Source organism: Christiangramia gaetbulicola (genome assembly GCF_003054225.1).
GTDB classification, from domain to species: domain Bacteria; phylum Bacteroidota; class Bacteroidia; order Flavobacteriales; family Flavobacteriaceae; genus Christiangramia; species Christiangramia gaetbulicola.
The window spans coordinates 275,978-300,043 of sequence record NZ_QBKQ01000002.1 but is presented as its reverse complement, the minus strand read 5'-3'; the positions used below and the strand labels follow the sequence as shown (position 1 = coordinate 300,043).

Annotated in this window: 24 protein-coding genes; 10 read left to right on the top strand and 14 right to left on the bottom strand. The window is 38.8% G+C overall.

Annotated features, from left to right (window positions below; genetic code table 11):
- Nucleotides 1-74: 74 nt before the first annotated feature.
- Complete coding sequence (locus tag C8P64_RS07970) at nt 75-638, top strand: hypothetical protein (RefSeq protein ID WP_108171548.1); 564 nt, start codon at nt 75-77, stop codon at nt 636-638.
- Nucleotides 639-760: 122 nt separating this feature from the next.
- Here C8P64_RS07970 and C8P64_RS07965 read toward each other — a convergent pair whose 3' ends face one another.
- The 13 genes from C8P64_RS07965 to C8P64_RS07905 all read right to left on the bottom strand — a co-directional run bounded on the left by C8P64_RS07965 (nt 761) and on the right by C8P64_RS07905 (nt 11,447).
- The gene (locus tag C8P64_RS07965) at nt 761-1,477 is read right to left on the bottom strand and encodes an MBL fold metallo-hydrolase (RefSeq protein WP_108171547.1); all 717 of its coding nucleotides are present in this window, start codon (nt 1,475-1,477) and stop codon (nt 761-763) included.
- A gap of 83 nt (nt 1,478-1,560) precedes the next feature.
- Nucleotides 1,561-2,121, bottom strand: a complete 561-nt coding sequence (locus tag C8P64_RS07960; RefSeq protein WP_108171546.1) for a 4'-phosphopantetheinyl transferase superfamily protein — start codon at nt 2,119-2,121, stop codon at nt 1,561-1,563.
- A complete protein-coding gene (locus tag C8P64_RS07955; RefSeq protein ID WP_108171545.1) occupies nt 2,121-2,372 on the bottom strand; it encodes an acyl carrier protein in 252 nt (83 codons plus the stop codon). Before C8P64_RS07955 ends, C8P64_RS07960 begins: the two co-directional genes overlap by 1 nt.
- A gap of 9 nt (nt 2,373-2,381) precedes the next feature.
- Nucleotides 2,382-3,656, bottom strand: coding sequence for a beta-ketoacyl-[acyl-carrier-protein] synthase family protein (locus tag C8P64_RS07950; protein ID WP_108171544.1), 1,275 nt, complete (start codon nt 3,654-3,656; stop codon nt 2,382-2,384).
- Nucleotides 3,657-4,097, bottom strand: coding sequence for a 3-hydroxyacyl-ACP dehydratase FabZ family protein (locus C8P64_RS07945; RefSeq protein ID WP_108171543.1), 441 nt, complete (start codon nt 4,095-4,097; stop codon nt 3,657-3,659).
- On the bottom strand, nt 4,098-4,892 hold the full coding sequence (locus tag C8P64_RS07940) for an enoyl-ACP reductase FabI (RefSeq protein ID WP_108171542.1): 795 nt from the start codon (nt 4,890-4,892) through the stop codon (nt 4,098-4,100). It abuts the gene before it with no gap.
- Nucleotides 4,886-5,938, bottom strand: a complete 1,053-nt coding sequence (locus tag C8P64_RS07935; protein WP_108171541.1) for a type III polyketide synthase — start codon at nt 5,936-5,938, stop codon at nt 4,886-4,888. The genes C8P64_RS07940 and C8P64_RS07935 overlap by 7 nt, the downstream gene beginning before the upstream one ends.
- Nucleotides 5,935-6,663, bottom strand: coding sequence for a methyltransferase domain-containing protein (locus C8P64_RS07930; protein WP_108171540.1), 729 nt, complete (start codon nt 6,661-6,663; stop codon nt 5,935-5,937). The genes C8P64_RS07935 and C8P64_RS07930 overlap by 4 nt, the downstream gene beginning before the upstream one ends.
- Complete coding sequence (locus tag C8P64_RS07925; RefSeq protein ID WP_108171539.1) at nt 6,656-7,780, bottom strand: NAD(P)/FAD-dependent oxidoreductase; 1,125 nt, start codon at nt 7,778-7,780, stop codon at nt 6,656-6,658. The genes C8P64_RS07930 and C8P64_RS07925 overlap by 8 nt, the downstream gene beginning before the upstream one ends.
- Nucleotides 7,781-7,858: 78 nt before the next feature.
- Complete coding sequence (locus C8P64_RS07920) at nt 7,859-8,566, bottom strand: YiaD family glycine zipper/OmpA-like lipoprotein (RefSeq protein ID WP_108171538.1); 708 nt, start codon at nt 8,564-8,566, stop codon at nt 7,859-7,861.
- Nucleotides 8,567-8,584: 18 nt separating this feature from the next.
- The gene (locus C8P64_RS07915; protein ID WP_108171537.1) at nt 8,585-9,064 is read right to left on the bottom strand and encodes a lipocalin family protein; all 480 of its coding nucleotides are present in this window, start codon (nt 9,062-9,064) and stop codon (nt 8,585-8,587) included.
- 83 nt (nt 9,065-9,147) lie between these two features.
- The gene (locus C8P64_RS07910) at nt 9,148-9,309 is read right to left on the bottom strand and encodes a DUF1328 family protein (RefSeq protein WP_108171536.1); all 162 of its coding nucleotides are present in this window, start codon (nt 9,307-9,309) and stop codon (nt 9,148-9,150) included.
- A 131-nt stretch (nt 9,310-9,440) separates the two neighbouring features.
- A complete protein-coding gene (locus C8P64_RS07905) occupies nt 9,441-11,447 on the bottom strand; it encodes an alpha-ketoacid dehydrogenase subunit alpha/beta (RefSeq protein WP_108171535.1) in 2,007 nt (668 codons plus the stop codon).
- Nucleotides 11,448-11,575: 128 nt separating this feature from the next.
- Here C8P64_RS07905 and C8P64_RS07900 point away from each other — a divergent pair, with 128 nt between their 5' ends.
- The 8 genes from C8P64_RS07900 (at nt 11,576) to C8P64_RS07865 (ending at nt 21,115) form a co-directional block, all read left to right on the top strand.
- Nucleotides 11,576-12,526, top strand: a complete 951-nt coding sequence (locus tag C8P64_RS07900) for an isopenicillin N synthase family dioxygenase (protein WP_108172210.1) — start codon at nt 11,576-11,578, stop codon at nt 12,524-12,526.
- Between the two features lie 2 nt (nt 12,527-12,528).
- On the top strand, nt 12,529-12,885 hold the full coding sequence (locus C8P64_RS07895) for a translation initiation factor (protein WP_108171534.1): 357 nt from the start codon (nt 12,529-12,531) through the stop codon (nt 12,883-12,885).
- A gap of 27 nt (nt 12,886-12,912) precedes the next feature.
- A complete protein-coding gene (locus C8P64_RS07890; protein WP_108171533.1) occupies nt 12,913-13,842 on the top strand; it encodes a DUF1835 domain-containing protein in 930 nt (309 codons plus the stop codon).
- 1 nt (nt 13,843) lies between these two features.
- Entirely contained in the window at nt 13,844-14,713 is an 870-nt protein-coding gene (locus C8P64_RS07885; RefSeq protein WP_108171532.1) for a nucleoside phosphorylase, read from the top strand.
- A 73-nt stretch (nt 14,714-14,786) separates the two neighbouring features.
- Nucleotides 14,787-16,841: a polyphosphate kinase 1 gene (gene ppk1 / locus C8P64_RS07880; RefSeq protein ID WP_108171531.1), complete on the top strand. Its 2,055-nt coding sequence runs from the start codon at nt 14,787-14,789 to the stop codon at nt 16,839-16,841.
- Entirely contained in the window at nt 16,838-17,689 is an 852-nt protein-coding gene (locus tag C8P64_RS07875) for a substrate-binding domain-containing protein (RefSeq protein ID WP_108171530.1), read from the top strand. The genes ppk1 and C8P64_RS07875 overlap by 4 nt, the downstream gene beginning before the upstream one ends.
- A gap of 259 nt (nt 17,690-17,948) precedes the next feature.
- Nucleotides 17,949-19,574, top strand: coding sequence for a hypothetical protein (locus C8P64_RS07870; protein WP_108171529.1), 1,626 nt, complete (start codon nt 17,949-17,951; stop codon nt 19,572-19,574).
- A gap of 365 nt (nt 19,575-19,939) precedes the next feature.
- The gene (locus tag C8P64_RS07865) at nt 19,940-21,115 is read left to right on the top strand and encodes a ScyD/ScyE family protein (protein ID WP_108171528.1); all 1,176 of its coding nucleotides are present in this window, start codon (nt 19,940-19,942) and stop codon (nt 21,113-21,115) included.
- A gap of 54 nt (nt 21,116-21,169) precedes the next feature.
- Here the strand turns inward: C8P64_RS07865 and C8P64_RS07860 are convergent, their stop codons facing one another.
- The gene (locus C8P64_RS07860) at nt 21,170-21,835 is read right to left on the bottom strand and encodes a uracil-DNA glycosylase (protein ID WP_108171527.1); all 666 of its coding nucleotides are present in this window, start codon (nt 21,833-21,835) and stop codon (nt 21,170-21,172) included.
- 46 nt (nt 21,836-21,881) lie between these two features.
- Between C8P64_RS07860 and C8P64_RS07855 the strand changes: the two genes are divergently transcribed.
- Entirely contained in the window at nt 21,882-24,065 is a 2,184-nt protein-coding gene (locus C8P64_RS07855) for an endonuclease MutS2 (RefSeq protein ID WP_108171526.1), read from the top strand.
- The last annotated feature ends 1 nt before the right edge of the window (nt 24,066 follow it).

Here is a 24,066-nt window from a genome sequence, read left to right as displayed (position 1 = left end):
AATTTTAGCGCTTTTAAAACATTCGGTTTTAAACGGCAGGAAAAAATTATATTTAAGATTAAATCTATGTGATAATGAATACGATCGTAAAAAGAGCAATTGTAGGTGGAATTGTATCTACCATCGTCATGGGTTCAGGAACTTTTATCCTTGGCCAGATCTCTGGATATAAAGCCCTCGAATTACTGCGAAACTCAATGTCTGGAATAAATATGCTTTGTAATACTGTTATTCTTGGTTCTACCACAATTTTAGCTTTGATGCTTACTTTGCTGGGCTTGAGCAGGTCATCTGAATCACGCCTAACAGACAGGCATTATAAAGATGTTTTAATGATCGCCAAGGCAGATACCATTCTTATTGTGGCAGCGGTGATAACATTCTTAATGCTCAATCTTCCCATTAGGGAATCTGAAGAAGTGGTTAGATCCTGGTATCAGAGCATTTATTATATAAGTTTAGGAATGGCAGCTTTACTGGGAGGGGGATTTATAGCTGTAGTAATGATGTTGTATGGAACCATTACCAATGTAATTCTAATTGTAGGTCTTAATATTAAAGATCATCCTTTAATATCGAGTGAAGGTGCTGAAGAAGCAAAGGAACAGGAGAAAAAAAATAAAGCTGAATCTGATTAAATAAAATAGGAAAAGGGCGTTTTGATAGAAAAAAGCATCGACGGATCTACTGAATTCAAGGCAATCATGGTCAAACTTATTCTTTCGAAACAGCCCTTTCGGAAAAATTTATTTTTCAAAAATTAGCTTTTACCAAGCTTATTTAAAATATCAATTTGCTCTCCTTCTTCCAGGTTAAATCCTGGTTTTCCTTTTCTAGGAAATAAGAAGCTAAATGGAGTGTCAAACGCGGCCCAGCTCTCAGCAAGTCCAAAATCGTTATTAGCGTTCTTCTTTTCTGGCCTGATGAAAGTATTCAACTCTGAATCATAATCAGATCCTACAGCATCTTCGCCAGGGAACAACATTCCGTCGTTGATCTCTGTATAAACTACAACCGATGCACCTTCATTTCCAGGTAGGTCAAAAATATTGATATCAAAACTATCTAATACTTTGTCTTTGGCAGTAATATCTTTGGTTTTGAAATCATCTTTAAAGTTATTTCTTGGGTGGGCATAAACTGGTGCACCTCCGGCATCTTCAGACAAAGTTTTTAAATCTCCATAAGCAGACTTTAGAACACTATCACAAGTGATCAAAATCCCCTTGATCTGATAACCTTCTTCTACCAGCTTCTTCACTGCGGGTTTAGAAGATTCTTCAACAACATCTATAAGGATCATGTCCCTTCTATTGAGATGCCTAATTGCATATCCCTGATTGAAAACACCGTTTTCCTTTTCTCCTTTAATTATAAAGGTATCTGGAATAAGTTTTAAAAACTTACCAGTTTCTCCTTGCTCAATAAACTCAGCCGTCTGGCTGTGAATCACCTCCATTTTATCTACTGTCTTCATATATAGTTGATTTTTAATTGATGAATTGAAGATACAAAACAAGCCCGGAGAGGTCAAACCAATTTTTAATTGTTTAACTGCTTTTAGGAGTTAATTAACGGAATGGCGAAGGCGGTGAATTTTCCATGATGGCTCAAGGAAAAAGGAATTTCTATGGAATGGTCTTCAGCCACTATCGAAGGTATTCCGTGAGCATTTTTTTTGATACTAAAATCTTCCGTCGTAAAATGGTAATTATCAGTGATAACCGTTATAAGGTCGAAAGCTGAATCTTTATTTATCTGAAAAACATTTTTTGAAACTTTTTCAGAAGAACTGGTAGCGTGCAGATAACCTGAGGTGATGTTCAATTCGATATCATAGACCGAATCATCTATGCTAACCTTTCCTCCGGAATTTGAAATATCAAGAACACAGCTAAAAGCTTTTGGGTTCAATTTTCGGGGAAGATCAAAACTTCTCTGGTGAGCTTTATAAGCGGTTTCCTTCATTGCCCAGAGCTTCCAGAGACAGAGCTCAGGATCATTGGAATTGATAATTTGGTTCATCTCCTCTTCAGAGAATACCTTGCTCATATATCTTATATTTTCAGATTTCCTTTCGGCTCTGGCAATTTCAAGATCTATGATATCATTACCTATCACTAATTGCTAAGTTTTCGCTGAATAATGGATTTTGCGTCACCCACGGTAAGCATGCCTTCCATAGAGTCATTATCGATCTCTATATTGAACTCATCTTCAACATCAAGAACCACATCTACCAGATTGGCAGAATTTATCTCGAGATCATTCAGGAAATCTGTATTCTCCTGAAAGTCATTTAATCCTTCCATCCTTTGTACGTAAGGTTTCACGATCGTTTTAAGACGGGTTAAAATTTCTTTTTCACTCATAGTTTTCTTTTAAGCAGGATATTTTTTAAGAATGATAACGGCATTTATATCGCCGAAACCAAAACTGGCCTTAGCCAAAATATTAATTTTTTTCGTGATTTTTTCCGTTGGTATTCTATCTTGATGGATAAGCTCTTTAATTTCAGGATGAATTTCTTCACAATTCAGATTCCCGAAAATATACTCATTATAGATCTGCAGCACAGAAGCTACACACTCAATAGAACCCGAAGCGCTTAAGCAATGCCCGGTCATTCCTTTTAGAGAATTGATATAAGGAAAATCCTCAGCTTTTCTATTTAATGCCCTAGTCCAGTTCTCGATCTCAACAGAATCTCGGGAGGTGGCTGTTAAATGACCATTTATAGCATCGATCTCTGAGGTCTCAACATTAGAGTTCTTTAATGCCGCCGTGATGCACCTGGTTACCGCTTCATTATTCGCCGCGGTCATACTGCCTTCTCCTCTTTGGCCTCCGCTATTTACTTCTCCTCCTAAAACCTCGCAATAAATCCTAGCTCCTCTGGCAATAGCCGAATCAAGATCCTCAAGTATAAGAGCTCCTGCTCCACTACCCGGAACAAACCCTGAAGCCTGGTTGCTTAATGGTCGTGAGGCTTTGGTGGGTTCCTCATTATATTTACTCGGTAAAATTCGCATGGCATCAAAACCTCCCCAGACGTAAGGCCCATGATCGCTGCAGCTTCCCACCAGCATACGTTTTGCTTTTCCGTTTTGTATACGTTCAAATCCCATCAATAAGGCTTCGGTTCCTGTAGTGCAGGCCGAAGAATTAGTGGTTACCTGGTTTCCACATCCCAGTATTCCACCAAGATATGCGCTTATCCCACTGGCCATGGTCTGTACCACGCTGGTGCTGCCCAATCTTCTGGTCTTGCCAGCATCAATCAATTGAATTGCCTCCCTGAATTTATCAACACCTAAAATCCCTGTTCCAAATATGATCCCGGAATCCCAGTCTGGGGAACCGTTCTCTGTAATTTCAAGTCCGGCATCCTTCCAGGCATCTGTTCCCGAGATCACCCCGTAAACAATTCCACTGCTTTTTAGGCCTCGGAGTTGTAGTGGAGTAAAGTATTGCTGTAGTAATTCTTCAGAAATTTCAGGCTTCCCTCCTATCTGGCAACTGAATTTAAGATCTCTAAGCTCGGGAAAGAACCTGATTCCGCTTTTCATTTCCTGAATTGCAGAATTGAAATTATCGAGTCCTACCGCATTAGGTGCGGCAACTCCCATCCCGGTAACTACAACCCTTTTTTTCATTTAAGATCTATCCTTTAATATCATTCCAGCGATAACCCCTCTGCATACCAGGTTATTTTCAGAATCGAACATTTTCACGCGGCACTTTAATTTTTCAAATCTGTAATACTGCTTTTCAGAATGCACAGTAACAGTTTCGCCAGGATATACCGGTTTAAGATATTCCACTTCAGAAGAAGTCATGGCGATCTTAGCCTTTAGGTCATCCTTTTTTTCCTGATTCAGCAGATATATTCCCAGACCAACCACGCCTATCTGGGCCATACATTCGGTTAAAATAACTCCCGGCGTCACCGGATTATCTTTAAAATGTCCTTTATAGAAGTCAAGATCTGGAGAAAAGGTAAACTTTCCTTCAATTGAATCGGAATCCACATTCAGGATTTCGTCTACAAAAAGAAAAGGACTGGAATACGGTAATTGTGCGAGTATTTCCTGCATTTACATTAAATGTTCTCCACCATTAACAGGAATGATTGTCCCCGTGATCCAGCTCGCTTCATCCTTACTTAACAAGTAAACTGCGTTTGCAACATCATCTGGAACCGTTAGTCTTTTAAAAGGATTGTGTTTTAAAGCATGTACCCGCAAGGTTTCATTTCCCGGGATCATTTGAAATGACCTGGTTACCGTAATTCCTGCCTGTATACAGTTGGCTCTTATACCAAAGCGGGCGAATTCCAAAGCCATGCTCCTGGTAAGTGATTCCAACACTACCTTCGCGGCTGAAACAGCAGCGTAATTTTTCCAGGCCTTTTTATTGCCATCGCTGGTGAAAGAAATCACCCGTGCATCTTTAGTAAATAATCCGTTTTTATATATGGCCTGGGTCCAGTCGTATAAACTAAGAGCCATGGCATCTATGGTCAATTGAAAGTCGATATTTTCAAGAAGGTTGTCCTCGCCTATCATAGGCTTGAGATTTCCTTTGGCGATACTATGTAATAAGGTCCTAATCCTGCCTTTTTCGCCAAGGACCTCTTTGATTTTTTCAACAAGTTCTTCTCTGCTTTCTTTTTTCACGGCATCGGCATTAAAGCTTTCGAATTGAACTCCAGCCTGCCGAATTTCATCAAAGGCTTCTTCAATATCAGGAATCTCACTTCTCCTATCCCGGTGAATGATAATGATATTCATACCATGCTTAGCCAGTTTTTTAGCACTGGCATAACCCAGGCCGCTGCTTCCGCCAAGAATAAGCGCCCAGTAATTCTGATCTTTAAATTCTGCTACCATTCTATTAAAATTCGTTGTGCTGAAAAGCCAGGCCCAAAACTGAGCATTATTCCCTGTTCTCCTTCAGGAATATCCTTCTCTAGGAATCGCTCCAGAACATATAGAACTGTCGCGCTGCTCATATTGCCATACAGGCGTAAAACTTCCCGGGTATCGTCAATATTCTTTCCTAAGTTACCAAAAAGATCAGAAACCGTCTGCACAATTTTTCTTCCACCGGGATGAAATACCAGATGATCTACTTTTTCAATGGAACTGTTATGCCTTTTAAGAAAAGGATGGATGATCTCTGGAAAATGATCTGAAATGGTAGCGGGAACTTCAGGATCCAGAATCATTTGCAATCCACTGTTCTTAAGATCAAACCCCATTAAATGTGTGGCGTTATAGAAATGATACATTTCTTCCCCCAGGATCTTCGGTCCGCTAATGTTCTCTTCGGAAGAAAGTAAAACACAGGCCGCACCATCACCAAAAATAGCTGCGCTCACCATATTTGCCATACTATAATCTTCTAATTGAAAAGTGGCTGAAGGACTTTCCACGGCGATCACTGCCGCTCTTTTTCCAGGATTAGCCTTTAAAAAATTATAGGCATAGATCATCCCTGAAATTCCGGCTGCACAGCCCATCTCGGTTACAGGTAGCCGGGTAATATCTTTTTTAAGCTGCAAATCATTGATTAGATAAGCATCCAGAGACGGGATCATAATTCCGGTGCAACTAACGGTTATGATATAATCAAGTGATTCAGGATTCCAATCTGAATTTTCAAGGGCTTTTCTTAATACATTGCTGCCAAGTTTTTTAATTTCCCGAACATAGATATCATTTTTATCCTCAAAGGAAGTCGCGGTAAAAACTTCTTCGGGCGACATTATAGAATATCTTTTGTCTACACCGGCACTTTCAAAGATCTTGAGGATTTTTCTGCGGAAACGTTCCTCCTGTCCCGAAAGCCACTCCTCTACAAAGGGTAAAATATCTTTGGTTTCCCTAGAATATTGCGGTAATTCTTTTTCGGCCCTGACAATTTTTACACTCATAAGTTATCCTTTTCTTTTTCTATAATCCATTGATACCTGAAAGCCCATTTCCAGTTGATAAAATGTTTTTCTCCGGGAAGTTGGTCCTTATATTTTATAATATCTTCTTTTTTAAAACCTCTAAGGATCGAAACTAATCCGTCCTTCCTGGCAATCTCATTATTCACGAAAACCGCGCAAAATGCTTTAAATAAAATATAGGCCGCAGAACTACGATGAAGATCATTGATCACAATTCCTAAATTAGATTGATCGTAAAGCTGGCGAAGAAGATCAATGATCTGCTCGTCTTTGAAATGATGCAATGTAAGCGTGCATAGTATGATATCGAATTCCATTGCTTTAAAGTCATCACTGAAGATATTAAGAACTTTAAAACCTATTTCGGAGTAGTCACTGGAAAGATCCTCGCCTAATTTAATGGCGTGGGTATTCGCATCTATCCCGGTTAATTCGAGATTATATTTATTCCTTTTGCCCCATTTTGCAAGTTTTCTGAGCATAGCCCCATTACCACAGCCAATATCTGCAATCTTTATAGTGCTTTGTTCAGTAGTTCCTTCAAGTAATTTTTTTATTCCATTTATCGTGATTTGATTTCCTCCTAACCATGCATTTATATTGTCAAGATCATTGAGCGTTTTTCCCAATTCCTCACCCTGTAGATCGAAATCGTCCATAATCTCGCTTTCATCTGTACGTTTTGAAGTATCAATCTTAGACATAGATAGGTTTTCCGTGAGTACTCCTTATGATTTGAGGCATGATACCGGGGAATTTAGCTATTATATTTTGAGAAAGTTCAGATAAAGTATCATTAAGTAAAACCTTCTGCAGAATTCTGCCAGATCTAATTCTGTTATTGAAATTATTTTGCCATTTATTCCTGTATAATTTTTCCACGCTCTGTCTGCCAGTTTCCTTACTGCTGTAAAAATCTACCAGGCATTCTACGGCCAATTTAGCACTATGTATAGCCATGGCCATTCCATTTCCACAGAGAGGATGAATTAGCCCAGCGGCATCGCCGATCATCATTATATGATCCTCTATTAAAGATTTCCTGTCAAAGTTTACCTGAGCTATGCTGAGATCTTTCTGAAAAACAGGCTCAGATCTTTGAAAAAACTCATTCAACCTGGGGTTTTTCATTAACACCGAATTTTTAAATGTCTCGGTATTTTTATGCTTTTTAAAACTACTGTAGCTGGCGAGGTAGCAAACATTGACTGTATTTATCTCGGTGCGGGACAAGCCGCAGTAACCTCCATTAAAGTTATGCAGTGAAACCAGATCCTCTGGATGTTCTGAATCTTTATAATGAGCCTTGACCGCTAGCCAGCCAGACTGATTTTTGAAGAAATCACGATCTAATTTTTTATCCAGGTTAGATCGTTTCCCGAAGGCACCTAGCACAAAATCTGACATATACTCTTCATCATTGGCTAGCACCGTGAATTTTTCTCTATTAAAGCTAACTTCTGTAACCGTTACCGTAATAACCGTGCAACCTAGATTTAGAGCCGATCTATAAAGAAAATGATCGAGATTATAACGGCTTATACCTAAACCTCCCATTTGAAGATCACAGGTAATGGTTTTACCCGAATTCGAGGAATACTCCAGTTTGTGGATTTCTGGAGCATTTAATTCCCCAAGGTCAATTCCAAGTGAATCATAATATGGCAGGATTTCAGCAGATAAATATTCTCCACATACTTTGTGATGTGGATATTCATCTTTCTCGAAAAGTATGACTTCTATGCCTCTTTTACACAGGTCTATAGCTGCAGTTAAACCTGCCAGTCCTCCACCAATAATAATTACCCGGGGCTTTTTCACCCTTTCAATTTACTTAAAAGAATAAAAAAATCCCGGAAATAATCCGGGATTTATATTTAAAGATATGTAAAGCGAGGCTTATTGATTACCCTGCTTTTGTTCAGCTTCTTTTTTAGCCTGTTCTTTAAGTTCTTCGTTGGCAACGATCGCAAGTTCAACTCTACGGTTTTTAGAGCGACCTTCTGCAGTTGAGTTATCATATTTTGGTTGAGACTCCCCATACCATTTAGTAGTAAATCTACCTCTATCTATTCCATTATCTACAAGGTAACCTGTTACAGCCTGCGCTCTGTTCTTAGAAAGCGTAAGGTTATAACTATCACTTCCGGTATTATCGGTATGACCCTCTACTAAAATATTAGAGTTTGGATATTCCTTAAAAATATCGGTAAGTTTATTAAGGGTTTCTTTGGATTTGGCATTGATATTATACTTTTCAGTATCAAAATATACCCCACTGGTCTCATCGAAAGTTACGTTGATTCCCTCACCTACTCTTTCAACTTCAGCTCCAGGGATTTCCTCCTCGATCTGTTTGGCTTGCTTATCCATACGATCTCCTATGATCGCACCGGCAGCTCCACCAACTACACCACCTATAATAGAACCAAGGGCTGTATTACCATCACCGGAATTATTTCCAATAACACCACCAATAACGGCTCCACCTGTAGCGCCTATTACGGCACCTTTTTGTTTGTTATTCGCATTTTTAGTAGCCTCACAACCAAATAAAAGGCTTGATACTACCAATAAGGCGAACATGTTTCTAAATACTGTCTTCATAGCTTGTCTGTTTGTTTATTATTTTGAAAAATTCATTCTAATGGTAAAAGGAGAACCGTCTAAACTTACCGTTTGCTCCCAAACCATGTTGGTATCAGTTAAACTTTTAAGATTCAATCTGAATCCCTGATTACCTGTGGTAGATTTGTAACTATCATTCGTAGGTTTAAGCAGAAAATCATAAACCCCAGCCGGAGTATTCTCTTCGTCTATAGACCAGATAAAATAATTAGTATCACCATCGCACCCTACACCACTTACAGTATACGTGCCACGATTGTTATTCGAGACAAAATCCCATGTACTATTTTCAAAACATGAAGCTGAAGCCTCATTAAAAAGAGTAACATTAAAATTTCCTGGATTATTAGGATAGGTGATACTGGTTAGGGTCCAGTTCCCGTCAAAGGTCTTTCGGGCTTCTTTGGCTACCTTACTGGCTCCGCCGCAGGCAGCTAACATAACTGCTACGGTTAATAAAACTAAATACTTCTTCATTGTAGATTTGATTTAAAATAAAAATCCAATGCGTATTATGAGGATCATAGCAACACATTGGATTTAGCGATTTGAATTTTATATTATCTTCTGAACAGTCTGCTTAAAAGTGAGATCACTAATAGCACAAGGAAGATATAGAATATAATCTTTGCAATATCTGCAGCACCTTCTGCAATTCCACCGAAACCAAAAATTGCCGCAATGATCGCGATGATCAGAAAAATAACGATTAGACGTACCATAATTTAAAGATTTAATTGATTAGTTAGGTCTAAATTACAGCAGCAGCTTACCTTCAGCAAAAGATTATTAATAATTTAACAGTGCTTTTGTTAAGTATTCTTAAATAAATATGCTTTATTATATAAGCTTATTAATATTCTATTAATTCCTGAAGTTTTTCCCTGAATCTATCTTTAGGTAAGTACTCTTTTTCAAGTTCTCTGGCGAATGGAATTGGTGTTTCCATACTTCCAACACGCATTACAGGTGCATCCAGACTTTCAAAGCATTTTTCAGAAATGATCGCGGCAATTTCCGAAGCAAAACTACCGGTTAGGGAGTCCTCGGTTAGCACAATCGCTTTTCCTGTTTTTGTGACAGACTCACAAATACTATCTATATCCAGAGGCTGAAGACTTCTGAGGTCAAGAAGTTCGGCATCACTTAATTCCATTTCCTCAAGAACCTCGAGAGCCCAGTGTACTCCCGCGCCATAAGTGATGATGCTAACTTGTGTACCTTCTTTTATTTTCGAAGCCTTACCAAATGGTAAAGTATAATAATCTACAGGCACATCCTGCCGCACACTTCTATATAACGCTTTGTGTTCAAAGAAAAGAATCGGATTAGGATCGTTGAAGGCCGTATTTAGTAAACCTTTTGCATCATATGGAAAAGCCGGGTAAATAACTTTTAAGCCCGGTACTTTCGTAAACCATGCCTCATTAGTCTGGCTATGGAACGGGCCTGCACCTACTCCACCACCACAGGGCATTCTAATTACCACATCGGCATTCTGATCCCATCTGTATTTTACTTTAGCGAGGTAATTCACTATTGGATTGAACCCGGAACTTACAAAGTCACTGAATTGCATTTCCACCATGGCCTTCATTCCCTTAATAGAAAGTCCCATGGCCGTTCCCACAACTGCAGATTCACAAATTGGCGTATTTCGAAGTCTATCCTTCCCGAATTTATCTGTAAAACCTTCGGTGATCTTAAAAACTCCACCATAATCGGCAATATCCTGCCCCATGAGCACGAGGTTCTCATGACGTGCAGTAGATTCTTTTAGAGACTGAGATATCGCATCTACAAAACGTATGTTTTCTACTTCATTGAAATGTGTAAATTCCTCATATTTAAACTCTTGAAATACATCTTCTAATTCTTTACTGTAACTTGAACTAACAGGATCTTCAGCAAAGGCGATCTGTAAATTCTCGTCGATCTCTTTTTGAAAATCATTTCTTAGATCCTGTATTTTATCTGTATCAAGAATTTCGTTCTCTAACAGGTAATTCTCGAAATTAATGATGGGATCTTTCTCCTCCCATTCGTCCATTAATTCCTGCGGAACATATTTGGTGCCACTGGCTTCTTCATGACCACGCATTCTGAAAGTCTTGAATTCTATCAAAACCGGCCTTGGGTTCGTCCTAATACTTTCAGCGATCTCAGATACTTTAGAATAGACTTCGGTAACATTATTACCGTCTATGATATGTGATTCCATTCCGTAACCCGCACCACGGTCTGCAAGATCCTTACAGCGATATTGTTCAGAAGTAGGTGTTGAAAGGCCATAGCCATTATTTTCTATACAAAACATTACCGGGAGGTCCCAAACGGAGGCTATATTCAAAGCCTCGTGAAAATCCCCCTCACTTGTTCCACCTTCACCAGTGAAAACAGCGGTGACTTTTTTCTCATCTTGGAGTTTATGAGCCAGGGCAATTCCATCTGCAACCCCCATTTGTGGACCCAAATGAGAGATCATCCCAATTATCTTGAATTCCTGGGTGCCAAAATGAAAACTACGATCCCGGCCTTTGGTAAAACCTGAAGCTTTACCCTGCCATTGAGCGAATAATCTATTTAATGGAATATTTCTACTTGTGAAAACCCCAAGGTTTCTATGCATAGGTAGAATATATTCATCCTCCTGCATTGCTTTAGTTACTCCAACAGAAATCGCCTCCTGACCGATCCCGCTAAACCACTTAGATATCTTACCCTGCCTTAATAGAATTAGCATTTTTTCTTCTATCATTCTGGGCTTCAGCATGGCAGAGTAAAGATCTATTAATTCTGCCCTGGTCAATCTTTCCGATTGAAATTGTATTAGGGGTAATTGGGGTTTACTTGAAAGCATGTACATAGATTATATCTCAAATGTAACTATTTTTCTATTTGCTAAGAAAAATATAAAGCATAAGCATATCCCTTTATTTTACTTAACTTTGCCTGTTACCTTAATATAAAATACTGCTAATAATGGCAATGAATAATATCCCAAGCGTGGATCTTGCTGATTTTTTATCAGATGACCCAAAGCGCAAAGAGAAATTTGTAAATGAGATTGGTAAGGCCTATGAAGAAATAGGTTTCGTGGCATTAAAGAATCACTTTTTAAGCGATCAACTGGTTGATGATCTCTATAAAGAAGTAAAGTCATTTTTTGACCTACCCCTGGAGACCAAACAGAAATATGAGATCGAAGGTTTAGCCGGACAAAGAGGTTATATATCTTTTGGAAAAGAACATGCCAAAGGAAAGAAAGAAGGTGATCTTAAAGAATTCTGGCATTTTGGTCAGGAGCCCTCTGAAGATGCCGATCTAACCGAAGAATATCCAGAAAATGTTCAGGTTGAGGAATTAAAGGATTTCAACCATACTGGAATGGAAGCATACAGAATGCTTGAAAAAACCGGAATATACGTTTTAAGAGCACTGGCATTGTATATTGGTCTGAATGAATTTTATTTTGATCATTGGGCTAGTAACGGGAATAGCATTTTAAGACCTATTCACTACCCTCCTATTAAAGAAGAACCTAAAGGTGCCGTTAGAGCTGGCGCTCATGGAGACATAAATCTTATTACTCTATTAATGGGGGCTTCTACTGGAGGTCTTCAGGTATTGAGAAAAGACGGAGAATGGATCGATGCTATTCCTCAGGAAGATGAATTAGTGATCAATGTTGGTGATATGCTGGAAAGGCATACCAATAATAAATTGAGATCTACAATTCACCGTGTTATTAATCCGCCAAAAGAAGAATGGGATAAGCCTAGATATTCTATTCCATTTTTTATGCATCCACGTAGTGAGATGAGGCTGGATTGTCTTGAAGAATGTATCGATGAAGATCATCCAAAACAATATGAAGATATCACTGCCGGTGAATTTTTGAATCAGCGCCTTATTGAAATAGGACTGGCTAAAAAATAGTTATGGCAAAGAAGAAATTAGGACTGGAAGATCTTGGAGGTTTTGTTTTTTCTACGAATGACGATTTTGACGAATCTGAATACAGAGATGGTGAATCTCAGGAAGAACTTTCCCCGGGAGAACAGCGACTCGAAGCACATTTTAGCAATAAAGGCCGCGGTGGAAAAACCGTGACCATTATAAAAGGTTTCCAGGGGCCAGATGAAGAACTCATTTCCCTGGGAAAAATGCTTAAAAAGAAATGTGGTGTTGGTGGATCCACTAAGGATGGTGAAATTATTATTCAGGGTGATGACCGTGAAAAAATAATGCAGATCCTAAAAAAAGAAGGTTATAATGTAAAGCGTGTTGGAGGTTAATCTAACACGCTTTTTTAATTCAAAATAATGGAAAATAAGACCTTACACATAGTAAATGGCGATAGTCTGGCCGAGCAGATGCAGGAATTAAATCTGCCTGGAGAACTAGTCATATGGAGAGAATTACTTTGCGAAGGTCCTACCCAGAAGGAAGTCGATCAGGAGTTCTTTAAGATCAGAAAGAAGTACTTGAAGAAAACCTACGATATTTCCGCTGAAAATTATGATGAGAGGTTTATTTCAGAAGTGAAAAAACTAAAATCATTAAAGAATTACGATAATGTAGTACTCTGGTTCGAGTTCGACCTTTTCTGCCATATCAATATGCTGGCAGCGATCAGTTGCCTTTCTGAAAAGGAACACCAGGCTCCAATATCCCTGGTTTGTAGCAAAAAACTGAAGGGAGAAAAAGAATTTCAGCCCCTTTCACAATTAAATATTAAGGAGCTGAACAATCATTACGAGAATCGTATAGAATTGAATTCAGAGGATATCGAAGTGGCCCTACTGATCTGGGAACTTTACTGTGGTAATAATCCCATGAAGTTGAAACCACAGATCAAGGTAAAAACCAATTTCGAATATTTATCTAGCTGCATACGTGCGCATATCGAAAGATTCCCGAATAGCATTACCGGGATTAACACCCTGGAAAGAAATGTCCTGAAACTTATCGAAAACCAGGATATTAAGAATGAAAATCATCTTCTGGGTTACGCACTTCAATATCAGGGATACTACGGTTATAGTGATTCTCAAATGCGACGATTATTGAAGAAGCTCTCCATCTTCTACAAACAGGAAGATGAAGGTATAGTTTTGACCGAAGAAGGTAAACTTGCTCTCGAAGGCAAAAAGAATTTCTATAGAAATCTTAAGAATGAAGAATATTTTGGTGGAGCCAGAATGTATGATTTCTTATATGAGTCTGAATCTCATAGATTATTAAAATTATAAAATGAGTTTAAAAGCATCTGAACTTATCCTGAATAAAGATGGTTCAATCTATCACCTAGGACTTTTACCCGAGGAACTAGCCCATACCGTAATAACCGTTGGAGATCCCGCAAGAGTAGATTCAATTAGTAAACATTTTGATTCTATTGAGTTAAAAAAGCAAAAAAGAGAGTTCAATACTCATACGGGCTCTTACAAAGGCAAAAGGATCACCGTGATGTCTACTGGTATGGGAACAGATAATATCGATATTGCCTTAACCGAATTAGATGCCCTGGTGAATATCGATCTGAAAGCTAAAAAGATAAATGATAAACTTACAAGTCTTGATATAATCAGGATAGGTACTACTGGTTCAGTTAGAAAAGAAATCCCGGTAGATTCTTTTATAGTTAGTGAATGGGCTCTAGGTTTTGACGGATTAATGCATTACTATAAAGATGATTCATTCCTAAAAAAGGAAATAGCGGCAGCGTTTGTGGAACAAACAAACTGGTCAGATAAAAAAGCTTATCCATATGTAGTTGAAGGAAGCAAAAAGCTGATCGAAAAGTTAAGTTCAGACACGACTATAAAAGGTTTTACCGGAACCAATGTTGGTTTTTATGGTCCGCAGGCTAGGATCTTAAGAGCAGATGTACCAGATCATGAAATGAATGATAAGATCGCTAATTTTAGCTATAAGGGTCTTAAGATCACCAATTTAGAAATGGAGACGTCGGGCATCTACGGAATGTCCAAAATCCTTGGTCATCATGCCGTATCCATGAACCTGGTATTAGCTAACAGGGCAACCGGAGAATTCGCCGAGAATGCCAAGGTTATGATGGATAAGCTCATTCTATATTGCCTGGACAGGATCGTTGCTTAGCATTCTTATTTAACAATATATTAAAAACTAAGCATGGCGTAGTTTGTATTTTTGGTGAAACAAATCTTAACCCATGCAGCAACCTAATGAAGACCGGTTTAGACATAGAGATCTAAATTGGTTGAGTTTTAATGAAAGGGTTCTTCAGGAGGCCACAGATAAGATCAATCCTTTATATGAAAGGATCAGATTTCTGGCCATATTTTCTTCCAATCTAGATGAATATTTCAGGGTACGCGTTTCCCAGCTTAGGCAGATGAAACGGGTAAAGAAAAGTATTCGTAAAAAACTGGCTCTAAGACCTTCAAAGATCACCAAACAGATCATTGCAGAGGTTAAAGATCAACAGGATAGATTCGGGGAAATTTATCACGAAGAAATCATTCCTGAACTTGCTGCAAATGGCATCCATATCCTGGACGCAGAACATTTCCAGGCAGAACATTCAGAGTTTATAAGTAAATTTTTCAATGATAAGGTTGAAAAACATCTTAAACCAATTCGTTTAGATCTTAAAAAAGAGAACGAACTATTCCTGAAAAATTCGGTACTGTATTTTCTAATCACCTTTAAAAATGAGGAGAAGCTTGCGGTTGTAAATATTCCGGTAGAGGAATGCGGAAGATTTGTTCATTTGAAAGATGAAAATAAAAAGCATGAGATCACTTATCTGGATGAGATCATCAGGCATGAAGCATATAAGATCTTTCCGGAAGATGATATCACCGGTATCTACGAAATAAAATTATCTCGTGACGCCGAACTTTATATAGATGACATTTATGAAGGTGTGCTGGCTGAAAAGATCTATACTTCCTTAAAACAGCGTACAGATGGACAGCCTACAAGGCTGCTTTATGATGCCAGTATGCCGAAGGATATTCAAAAGAAGATCAGAAAACTTCTGAAATTAGGAAAGATAGATATGATGCCGGGAGGCCAATATCATAATTTCAAGGATTTCTTTTCTTTTCCAGACCCTACCAACAACAAGGATCTTCATTATAAAGAACTGCCCGCTTTACCGCATAGAGTTCTGGAAAATAGCGATAATTATTTTAAAGAGATCGCTAAAAAGGATCAATCCCTGCATTTCCCGTACATGTCTTTTTCTTACGTGGAAAAATTCGTAGCTATGGCAGCAGAAGATGAAAACGTAACCGATATCAAGATCTCGTTATACCGCGTGGCAGATGAATCTGTTTTGACCAATTCACTTATGAAAGCCCTGGAAAATGGAAAACGTGTTACCGTTTTTGTAGAAGCCAAGGCTCGTTTCGACGAAAAGAACAATATTAGCTGGGGAAGGAAATTTGAAGAAAAAGGCGCTAATGTTATTTATAGTTACCCTAAAGTAAAGGTACATTCCAAGATCATGTTGATCTGTCGCCAGGAAGTCGATGTTAACATGCGTTATGCCTATATTGGAACCGGAAATTTTAATAGCGAAACTTCAGAGATCTATTGCGATCACGCTATTTTCACGGCAGATAAGAATATTACCAAGGAATTAAGCAGGCTTTTCAAGGTTCTGGAAGGCGAACTCATCATTCCGCGTGAAAAAAGCTTATTGATCTCTCCTTTCTCTACAAGACAGGAATTTATTAAACTTATTTATAACGAAATTGAAAATGCCCGGGCTGGCAAGAAGGCGAAGATCACAGCCAAAATGAACAGCCTGGAGGATGGTGAAATGATAGACCTTCTCTATAAGGCCAGTGAGGCCGGTGTCGAGATCAGGATGCTGATTCGAGGATTTAGCTGTCTTATCCCAGGTGTTAAAGGTTTAAGTGAGAATATTTATATTACCAGTGTTGTTGACAGGTTTCTGGAACATGGCCGTATTTATTTATTTGAAAATGGCGGTGACGAATTAATGTTCTATGGTAGTGCAGACTGGATGAACCGAAATCTTGACCGAAGGATCGAGGTCATTTCACCGGTTCTTGATAAAGACGTAAAAAAAGAGTTCCGGGATATTCTTGAAATTCAGTTAAAAGACAATGTGAAAGCCAGAGTTCAGGATCCTGAAGAATCAAATCGTTACGTAGAAAGAAAAAAAGGAGAAAAGAAGATACGCTCACAATACGAGATCTATAATTATCTCAAAGAAAAACATACCTCATGAAAACGATCAAAGTTGGCGGAGTCCCCGAACATTTTAACCTTCCATGGCATCAGTGCATAGAGCAGAATAAGTTTGAAAATGAAGGGATTAAAGTCACCTGGAAAGACTTCCCTGAAGGAACCGGAGCCATGTGTAAGGCTCTAAGAGCCGGAGAGATCGATGTTGCGGTCATTCTTACCGAGGGAATTATAAGAGACATTATTAATGGCAATCCTGCCAAGATCATCCAGACCTACATAGCCAGTCCACTAATCTGGGGGATACATGTGGATGCGCGATCGCCTTATAAAAATGTTGAGGATCTTGAAGGTACCAAAGCCGCCATTAGCCGGGAAGGCAGCGGATCGCATTTAATGGCCTATGTAAACGCCGAGCATAAGAATTGGGATATAGATAATCTTCAGTTTGAGATCATCAATAACCTGGAAGGCGCGATAGAAGCCTTAAAAAATGACGAGGCCCAGTATTTCATGTGGGAACATTTCACCACCAAACCATTGGTGGACAATCATACTTTCAGGCTGGTTGCAGACTGCCCTACTCCATGGCCATGTTTCGTTATTGCAGCCACAGATGATTCTATTAAAAACGATTCTGAAGCTCTTAAAAAAATGCTGAAAGTCCTGAATGAAGAAACTAAGGATTTCAAAGATCAAGAGAATATCGATATTAGCCTTTCTGAAAGATATCAGCAAAAACTTGAAGATATTAGAAAATGGCTTGATCTAACTCAATGGAGTCAGCAACAGATTAGCAAAGAGGACCTGGAAAAGGTTCAGAAAAACCTGCTAAGGCTTAATTTGATAGAAAGGGAAGTAAGTCACAATAAATTAATACATAAGCTTTAATCAATACTCCCCTTGTTTATTTCCGTGGTTTACATGGGCGATAATTTGGATTAGTTCCCTTAAACTGACTAAAACTCTTATTTTTAGTATTTTAAAAAATTATCTAATTACGATAGTTTGTATCTTTGCAATTACCTGATAATTAAGCCCTAAACTTATCCAGACTTAAACTACTTTTCTGCTCACCCCCTGCTGGTCATCCAAAATTAGGATCGACGGTATTCCTAAGAATATCACCTGTAACTAAAAAACAGAGGTCATGGCAAGGAGATATATCATATTCGCGATAAGTTTATTATTTGTTAGTTTTTCAGCGGAAGCGCAGATCCTGAAAAAACTCAAAAAGCAAATAGAGAATACCACAGAAAAGGTCTTATTAAAGAAAACCGATGAAAAGACCGAACAGGTCGTGGGAAACACGATAGACAGTGTTGTAAATCCTAATTCCAATCAAAAAAACAATATCCCTCCTGGTGAAACTGCCAAAGCAAACGAGGCAAAACTGATCAATACCGAAGCTAAAAGATCTTTCTATACCAATGATGTGATTGTAAAAACATCTGATAGTAAAGGAAAAGGAAGCGAATATTATTTTGATAGTGAGGAGCTTGCTGCCCGTGGACTTGCTCCAAACGGTAAGGAGATGTACATAGACAGTGAAGGCTATCAATACGGGTATAATGAACATGAAGGCAGATGGGAAAAGACGGGATTAATGAGATCTGATGCTATGGCCTTTATGATGCCGGCCATGTCTATGGGCATATTAAAACTGCCGGCAGGACCAAGTTTAGATGCTTCGCAAAAACTAAAGGAACAGGGGCTGAATATGAACACTTTCCAGATCGTGGAATGGGCTTTTATTTATAAGCCGGAACATTTCCGCAACGGAGATTACGAGGAAACCACCGCTCCCTGCCCGGGTGGAGGAAATTGCCCTAAATTCATCTATAAAGATCCAGATTATAAAGGTTCATGGGTTTTATTCGACAGCCAGGGGCGTTTATCTGAAATATATGCTAATGTAAATACGCAGCAGGCCCAGGGTGATGGATCCTATAAATTTGAATATGCTCCGGTGAGCATTAGTGTTCCCGCAGCGGTGGAAGTAAAACAGCCATTCCAGGATCTGTTTATGGCAGGAGCCGATGCTACACCACCAGGACAGGGTAACAGAGTGCAGGGAAATAATAGCGGTAATGAATCTACGTATAACAAATCGATGCCTTCAAATCCCGGAAAAAGTAACGTGGGAATGGGAGATTTACCTGCAACCTACAGTTTCGAATGGGAATATCATCTGAAAATGGAAATGCCAAACCAAAAACAGGATGATCTCGATCTGATATTCCTTCTTAAAAAGAACTCGAATTACCAGGGGATTAAAATGAAGATGCAAAAATCTGAAGAAGCGACCATGGTCTTCGATTCAAATATTCATGCCCTGGTAATTTTTATGAAAGCAGGAAATAATAAGATTCTTCAGATCCATTCTATGCAAGATCAGCAAAATCCAGGCGAGATACCCGATTTAAAGATTAGGGAGCTGCCAGATAAAACCATTATCGGTTATAAGAGTAAAGGGGTAGAACTTGAAAATGACGAATATATCGCTCAGGTTTACCATACCTCGGAAGCTCCTATTGAAATGAGCAATCTCTTTAATTCATCAGGATCTATGGGTAAGGATCTTCCAAATATAGATCCACGCCTGATCAAAAGATTTTCAGAAGGATTGGTGACCGAGTTGCATTATACCGACAAGAAAAATTCTAAAAATAATGTCCTTTTAACTGCCCAGGCTTTGAACCAGGTGCAAACTTCAATTAACACGGGGGATTATCAGAATATGAGTTTTATGGGGCAATTAAAATCCAAGAATTGAAATCATTCCGGAATATTATACTACACCGAAATAAAGGTTCCACGGGCAAATATTTGTATTTTTTCACATATATCCTTATATTCAATTAGCTGTAAAAGGACTTCAGCCTGCTTGACCTGATTTAAGATTAATTCATTAAAACAGGCTATAGAATAAGGTAAAGTCTAAAGCCTCCCCCCCTATTTTTTACGAGTTAAAATTTAAGCTAACCAAAGTTTAGTTCAGGCCCCTGAAACTATTAATAGACTAAAATAACTTCTGTCAATGCGATCAACTATCGCTGACAATTCATTTCTATAACCCAAAACTACGCTCAAAACCTTCATGCTGGGTAATTGTAAAATAATTAACCAAAAATTATCATTATGAAGATTTTAAAATTTAAACCACTCAAATTAAGATGGCTAGCGCTGCTTTGCCTTTCTCTTGCAATTCTAATTGGTTGCGAAAAAGAATCTGAAAGTCTGATCCAGCAATCCAGCGATCTTTCAGCTAAAAAAATGGAATCAACAGGACCTTTTGAATTTCCTGGCAGTATTGTTTTTGATATTTCTACTACTCCCGACGGAAGTATTATGGTGGGAGTGAATGAATTTTCAGGAAACAGAAGTATTAAGCTTATTAAGAATGGAGAAATTTCCACTATGATCGGGCTTAATACAGAAACCGATATCCAGGGAGTTGAGTCCATAGGTGCGGGGAATGCTTTTTTTACCACCGGGGGGACAGATCTGGCCCAGAATGGTGAATTGTATCGTGCTTCCAAAGGAAAAGTGCGCATGGTAGCCGACCTGGCCAGATTCGAACGCGAAAATGATCCCGATGCCTTTGAAGGTATTCAATGGAAAAATCAAAATTGTGAAAATTACGGCGGATTTAGCGCCGGCCCACAGAATAATCCATACAAGCTAAGTGCTTTTGATGGTGAAACTGTACTGGTGGCAGATGCTGCGGGAAACACTGTATTGCAGGCCACCACTGAAGGTGAAATCGACTGGAAAGCAATACTTACCCCTCCGGTAGTAGACGGGGAATACATGGTATTATTTAATCAGGATGATTTAGACTGCTATGTGCAACCTGTACCAACCTCAGTTGCTATTTCTGAAGACGGTTATGTATATGTTGGTGAATTAACCGGTGAGATCGCTGGCGGTCTGCCCATAGGATTATCCAGAGTTTGGAAATTCCCCGCAGATGCTAATAATCTCGTTTGTTCAGAAATCGAAGGCTCAAATGAATGTTATGTCCTCATAGATGGATTAACTTCGGTTATCGATGTTGAGATAGGCCCTGATGGTCTTCTATATGTTGTGGAATTTGACGAAAACAGCTGGATCTCTTCGGTTGCTCCTACCGTACCTGCAGGAGGAGGCAATATATCTGCTTACGATCCAGACACTGGTGAATTAGTCATGAAAGTAGCTTCTGGCCTGGTATATCCCGGAGCTATTACCTTCGATAAAAAAGGTAATCTTTGGGTCCTTGAAAATAAACTTTTCATAGGAGGAAGCGCTGAAGTTAGAATGCTTGAAATGTAAAATTATTTTGAGACAATACTTTAAAAGGCCGGCTTAAATGCCGGTCTTTTAATATCACCAATTAATCTCTTCTTTTCCATTTTCCTTTAAATATTCATTGGCTTTACTAAAATGCTTATTCCCAAACCAGAAACCTCGGTTCGCGCTTAAAGGCGATGGATGACCACTGGTCAATATCAAATGTTTAGAATCATCAATAAGCTTTACTTTCTTTTGGGCGTAACCACCCCATAAAAGGAATACTACATTTTCTTTTTCATCAGAAATGATTTTGATCACCTTATCGGTAAATTTTTCCCAACCTTTTTTCTGATGTGAGCCGGCTTCATGAGCTCTAACGCTAAGGGTTGCATTCAGCAACAAAACTCCCTGGTCTGCCCATCTTTCAAGATTACCGGTACTAGGAATTGTTTTATTGAGGTCATCTTCAATTTCTTTAAATATGTTTTTCAATGAAGGTGGAAAAGTAATTCCATCTTTCACCGAAAAACACAATCCGTTAGCCTGACCTTCGCCATGGTAAGGATCCTGACCCAATATCACTACTTTGGTATCTTCAAATCTGGAATGATCAAAAGCTGAAAAAATATCTTCTGCAGGTGGATAACAGATGTTTTCTGAATATTCCTGCTTAACAAAGTTTAAAAGATCTTTAAAATATTCCTTTTCAAATTCAGGTTCAAGTTCCTTTTTCCAGCTTTGGTGTATACTTAGGTTCATGAGATTGAGTAACTTTGTATGGCCTCAAAAGTAGGGAAAAATTGATATGATTAAAATTAGTTCCAGGAGTCTTGATGATCTTGAGTTTCCGGTGGTATGCGAACAGGTTAGCGAGTTATGCATTACCGGGCAGGGAAAAGAAAAGGCCCTAAGTATTCAACCTTATCCAAATTATAATAGAACGGTTTTTGGTCTCAACCAAACCAATGAGTATTTCAATTCTAAAACCCAGGATCAACCGATCCCGAATCATGGGTTCGATTCTATTCAGCCCGAAATTAAATTATTAGGGATTGAAGGATCTGTACTTGAGATCGGTGGATTCAGAAAGATCTCCGCGATCACAGAAACGGTGAATACGCACCTGAAATATTTTAAAAAATACCAGGAGGCATATCCGGCCCTTTCAGAAACTGTAGCTCATATTGATTTCGATCATAGTTTAACAGATAAGATCGATGCGGTGATAGACCGTTTCGGGGAAATGAAAGATAACGCTTCTCCCCTCTTGCAGGATCTGCGACGCTCCATAAACTCGGTTAGAGGAAAGATCAATACCAGTTTTAATTCTGCTCTGAGCACTTACCAGTCTTACGGTTATCTTGATGAGATCAAGGAAAGCGTGGTAGAGAATGTTCGGGTACTTGCGGTTAAAGCCATGTACCGACGAAAAGTCAAGGGTGGTATCATGGGTAATTCCAAGACCGGGAGTATCGTTTATATTCAGCCGGAAACTACTTTCAGATATACCAGGGAATTAAATAACCTGGAGTATGAAGAGAAAGAAGAAGTAAAGAGAATTCTTAAGGAACTTACAGAATTTACCCGCCCATACCGGGAGATTCTAATTGAATACCAGGACCTTCTGAGCGATATGGATGTGATCGCTGCAAAATCCAAATATGCTGAAAAGATTAACGGGATACTGCCGAAAGTCACTAAAAACAGGGAGTTGCATTTAAAGGATGCCTATCACCCGCTGCTTTACCTGAATAATAAAAAGAAAGGTGAGAAAACCTTTCCGCAGAGTATAGAATTAATGCCAGATAACCGCATAATGGTAATTTCTGGACCAAATGCCGGTGGTAAAAGTATTACCCTTAAAACCGTGGGATTACTGCAAGTCATGCTGCAAAGTGGCTTGCTTATCCCGGTTCATGAATACAGCAGGATGTGTCTTTTCAAAAAGATACTCACAGATATTGGAGATAACCAGTCTATTGAAAATCATTTGAGTACCTATAGCTACAGGTTGAAGAACATGAATTATTTTCTTCGGAAATGTGATGATAAGACGCTCTTCCTTATTGATGAATTTGGAACAGGTAGTGATCCCGAGCTTGGTGGTGCTTTAGCTGAAACCTTCCTGGAAGTTTTTTATGAGAAAGGTTCTTATGGTATCCTTACCACGCATTACGCGAACCTCAAGAAACTGGCTAACGAATTGCCCGAAATGAGCAATGCCAATATGATGTTCGATAATAAGACTTTAGAGCCTGTCTACAAATTGCAGGTAGGTGAAGCTGGTAGCTCGTTTACGTTCGAGGTAGCTCAGAAGAACGGTATTCCTTATAGTCTCATTAACCGCTCTAAAAAGAAGGTAGAGAAAGGTAAGATACGATTTGATAGAAGTATCGCCAATCTTCAGAAAGAACGTTCAGTTTTAAGAAAAACCACCGACTCATTAAAGGAAAAGGAAGAAAAGGCCGCCGCGCAAAAGGAAAAACTGGAAGAAATTAATACCAGGATCCAGCAGAAACTTGAGAATTACCAGGAGCTTTATGACTCCAACCAACGGCTTATTTACCTGGGTCAAAAAGTGAATGATCTCAGCGAAAAATACTTCAGCAATAAAAAGAAGAAAGAGTTGATAGGTGAATTTCTGAAAATGGTCGAAATCGAGAATTCCAAAAGGAAGAAAGAGGACATAAAGAAGCAGAAAGCGAAAAAGGCCAAGGAAAGGCAGCTTAAACAAGAGGTTCAGAAGAAAATTCAACCTATCCGGGAAAAGAAAAAAGAGGAGAAAAAGAAGGAAGAACAGATCAAAAAGCAGGAGGCCAACAAGCCAAAGGCAAAACTAAAGGTTGGAGATCGTGTGCGCCTGGAAGATGGAAAAGCTGTAGGTTCTATAGACACTATAGAAAAAGGAAAAGCTATTGTAAATTATGGTATGTTTACTACCTCGGTAGGATTGGAACAACTGGAATTAGTACAATCTGCTAAAAAATAAA

What these genes read in the sequence shown, in the direction of transcription:
- C8P64_RS07940 (WP_108171542.1), bottom strand. Translation starts at nt 4,892, where the DNA reads ATGGTAGCAGAATTTAAAGATCAGAATTACTGGGCGCTTATTCTTGGC.
- C8P64_RS07890 (WP_108171533.1), top strand. Translation starts at nt 12,913, where the DNA reads ATGGAAAATAAGACCTTACACATAGTAAATGGCGATAGTCTGGCCGAG.
- C8P64_RS07855 (WP_108171526.1), top strand. Translation starts at nt 21,882, where the DNA reads ATGATTAAAATTAGTTCCAGGAGTCTTGATGATCTTGAGTTTCCGGTG.
- C8P64_RS07970 (WP_108171548.1), top strand. Translation starts at nt 75, where the DNA reads ATGAATACGATCGTAAAAAGAGCAATTGTAGGTGGAATTGTATCTACC.
- C8P64_RS07895 (WP_108171534.1), top strand. Translation starts at nt 12,529, where the DNA reads ATGGCAAAGAAGAAATTAGGACTGGAAGATCTTGGAGGTTTTGTTTTT.
- C8P64_RS07870 (WP_108171529.1), top strand. Translation starts at nt 17,949, where the DNA reads ATGGCAAGGAGATATATCATATTCGCGATAAGTTTATTATTTGTTAGT.
- C8P64_RS07905 (WP_108171535.1), bottom strand. Translation starts at nt 11,447, where the DNA reads ATGCTTTCAAGTAAACCCCAATTACCCCTAATACAATTTCAATCGGAA.
- C8P64_RS07950 (WP_108171544.1), bottom strand. Translation starts at nt 3,656, where the DNA reads ATGAAAAAAAGGGTTGTAGTTACCGGGATGGGAGTTGCCGCACCTAAT.
- C8P64_RS07875 (WP_108171530.1), top strand. Translation starts at nt 16,838, where the DNA reads ATGAAAACGATCAAAGTTGGCGGAGTCCCCGAACATTTTAACCTTCCA.
- C8P64_RS07885 (WP_108171532.1), top strand. Translation starts at nt 13,844, where the DNA reads ATGAGTTTAAAAGCATCTGAACTTATCCTGAATAAAGATGGTTCAATC.
- C8P64_RS07945 (WP_108171543.1), bottom strand. Translation starts at nt 4,097, where the DNA reads ATGCAGGAAATACTCGCACAATTACCGTATTCCAGTCCTTTTCTTTTT.
- C8P64_RS07965 (WP_108171547.1), bottom strand. Translation starts at nt 1,477, where the DNA reads ATGAAGACAGTAGATAAAATGGAGGTGATTCACAGCCAGACGGCTGAG.
- C8P64_RS07955 (WP_108171545.1), bottom strand. Translation starts at nt 2,372, where the DNA reads ATGAGTGAAAAAGAAATTTTAACCCGTCTTAAAACGATCGTGAAACCT.
- ppk1 (WP_108171531.1), top strand. Translation starts at nt 14,787, where the DNA reads ATGCAGCAACCTAATGAAGACCGGTTTAGACATAGAGATCTAAATTGG.
- C8P64_RS07935 (WP_108171541.1), bottom strand. Translation starts at nt 5,938, where the DNA reads ATGAGTGTAAAAATTGTCAGGGCCGAAAAAGAATTACCGCAATATTCT.
- C8P64_RS07860 (WP_108171527.1), bottom strand. Translation starts at nt 21,835, where the DNA reads ATGAACCTAAGTATACACCAAAGCTGGAAAAAGGAACTTGAACCTGAA.
- C8P64_RS07915 (WP_108171537.1), bottom strand. Translation starts at nt 9,064, where the DNA reads ATGAAGAAGTATTTAGTTTTATTAACCGTAGCAGTTATGTTAGCTGCC.
- C8P64_RS07900 (WP_108172210.1), top strand. Translation starts at nt 11,576, where the DNA reads ATGAATAATATCCCAAGCGTGGATCTTGCTGATTTTTTATCAGATGAC.
- C8P64_RS07865 (WP_108171528.1), top strand. Translation starts at nt 19,940, where the DNA reads ATGAAGATTTTAAAATTTAAACCACTCAAATTAAGATGGCTAGCGCTG.
- C8P64_RS07920 (WP_108171538.1), bottom strand. Translation starts at nt 8,566, where the DNA reads ATGAAGACAGTATTTAGAAACATGTTCGCCTTATTGGTAGTATCAAGC.
- C8P64_RS07930 (WP_108171540.1), bottom strand. Translation starts at nt 6,663, where the DNA reads ATGTCTAAGATTGATACTTCAAAACGTACAGATGAAAGCGAGATTATG.
- C8P64_RS07910 (WP_108171536.1), bottom strand. Translation starts at nt 9,309, where the DNA reads ATGGTACGTCTAATCGTTATTTTTCTGATCATCGCGATCATTGCGGCA.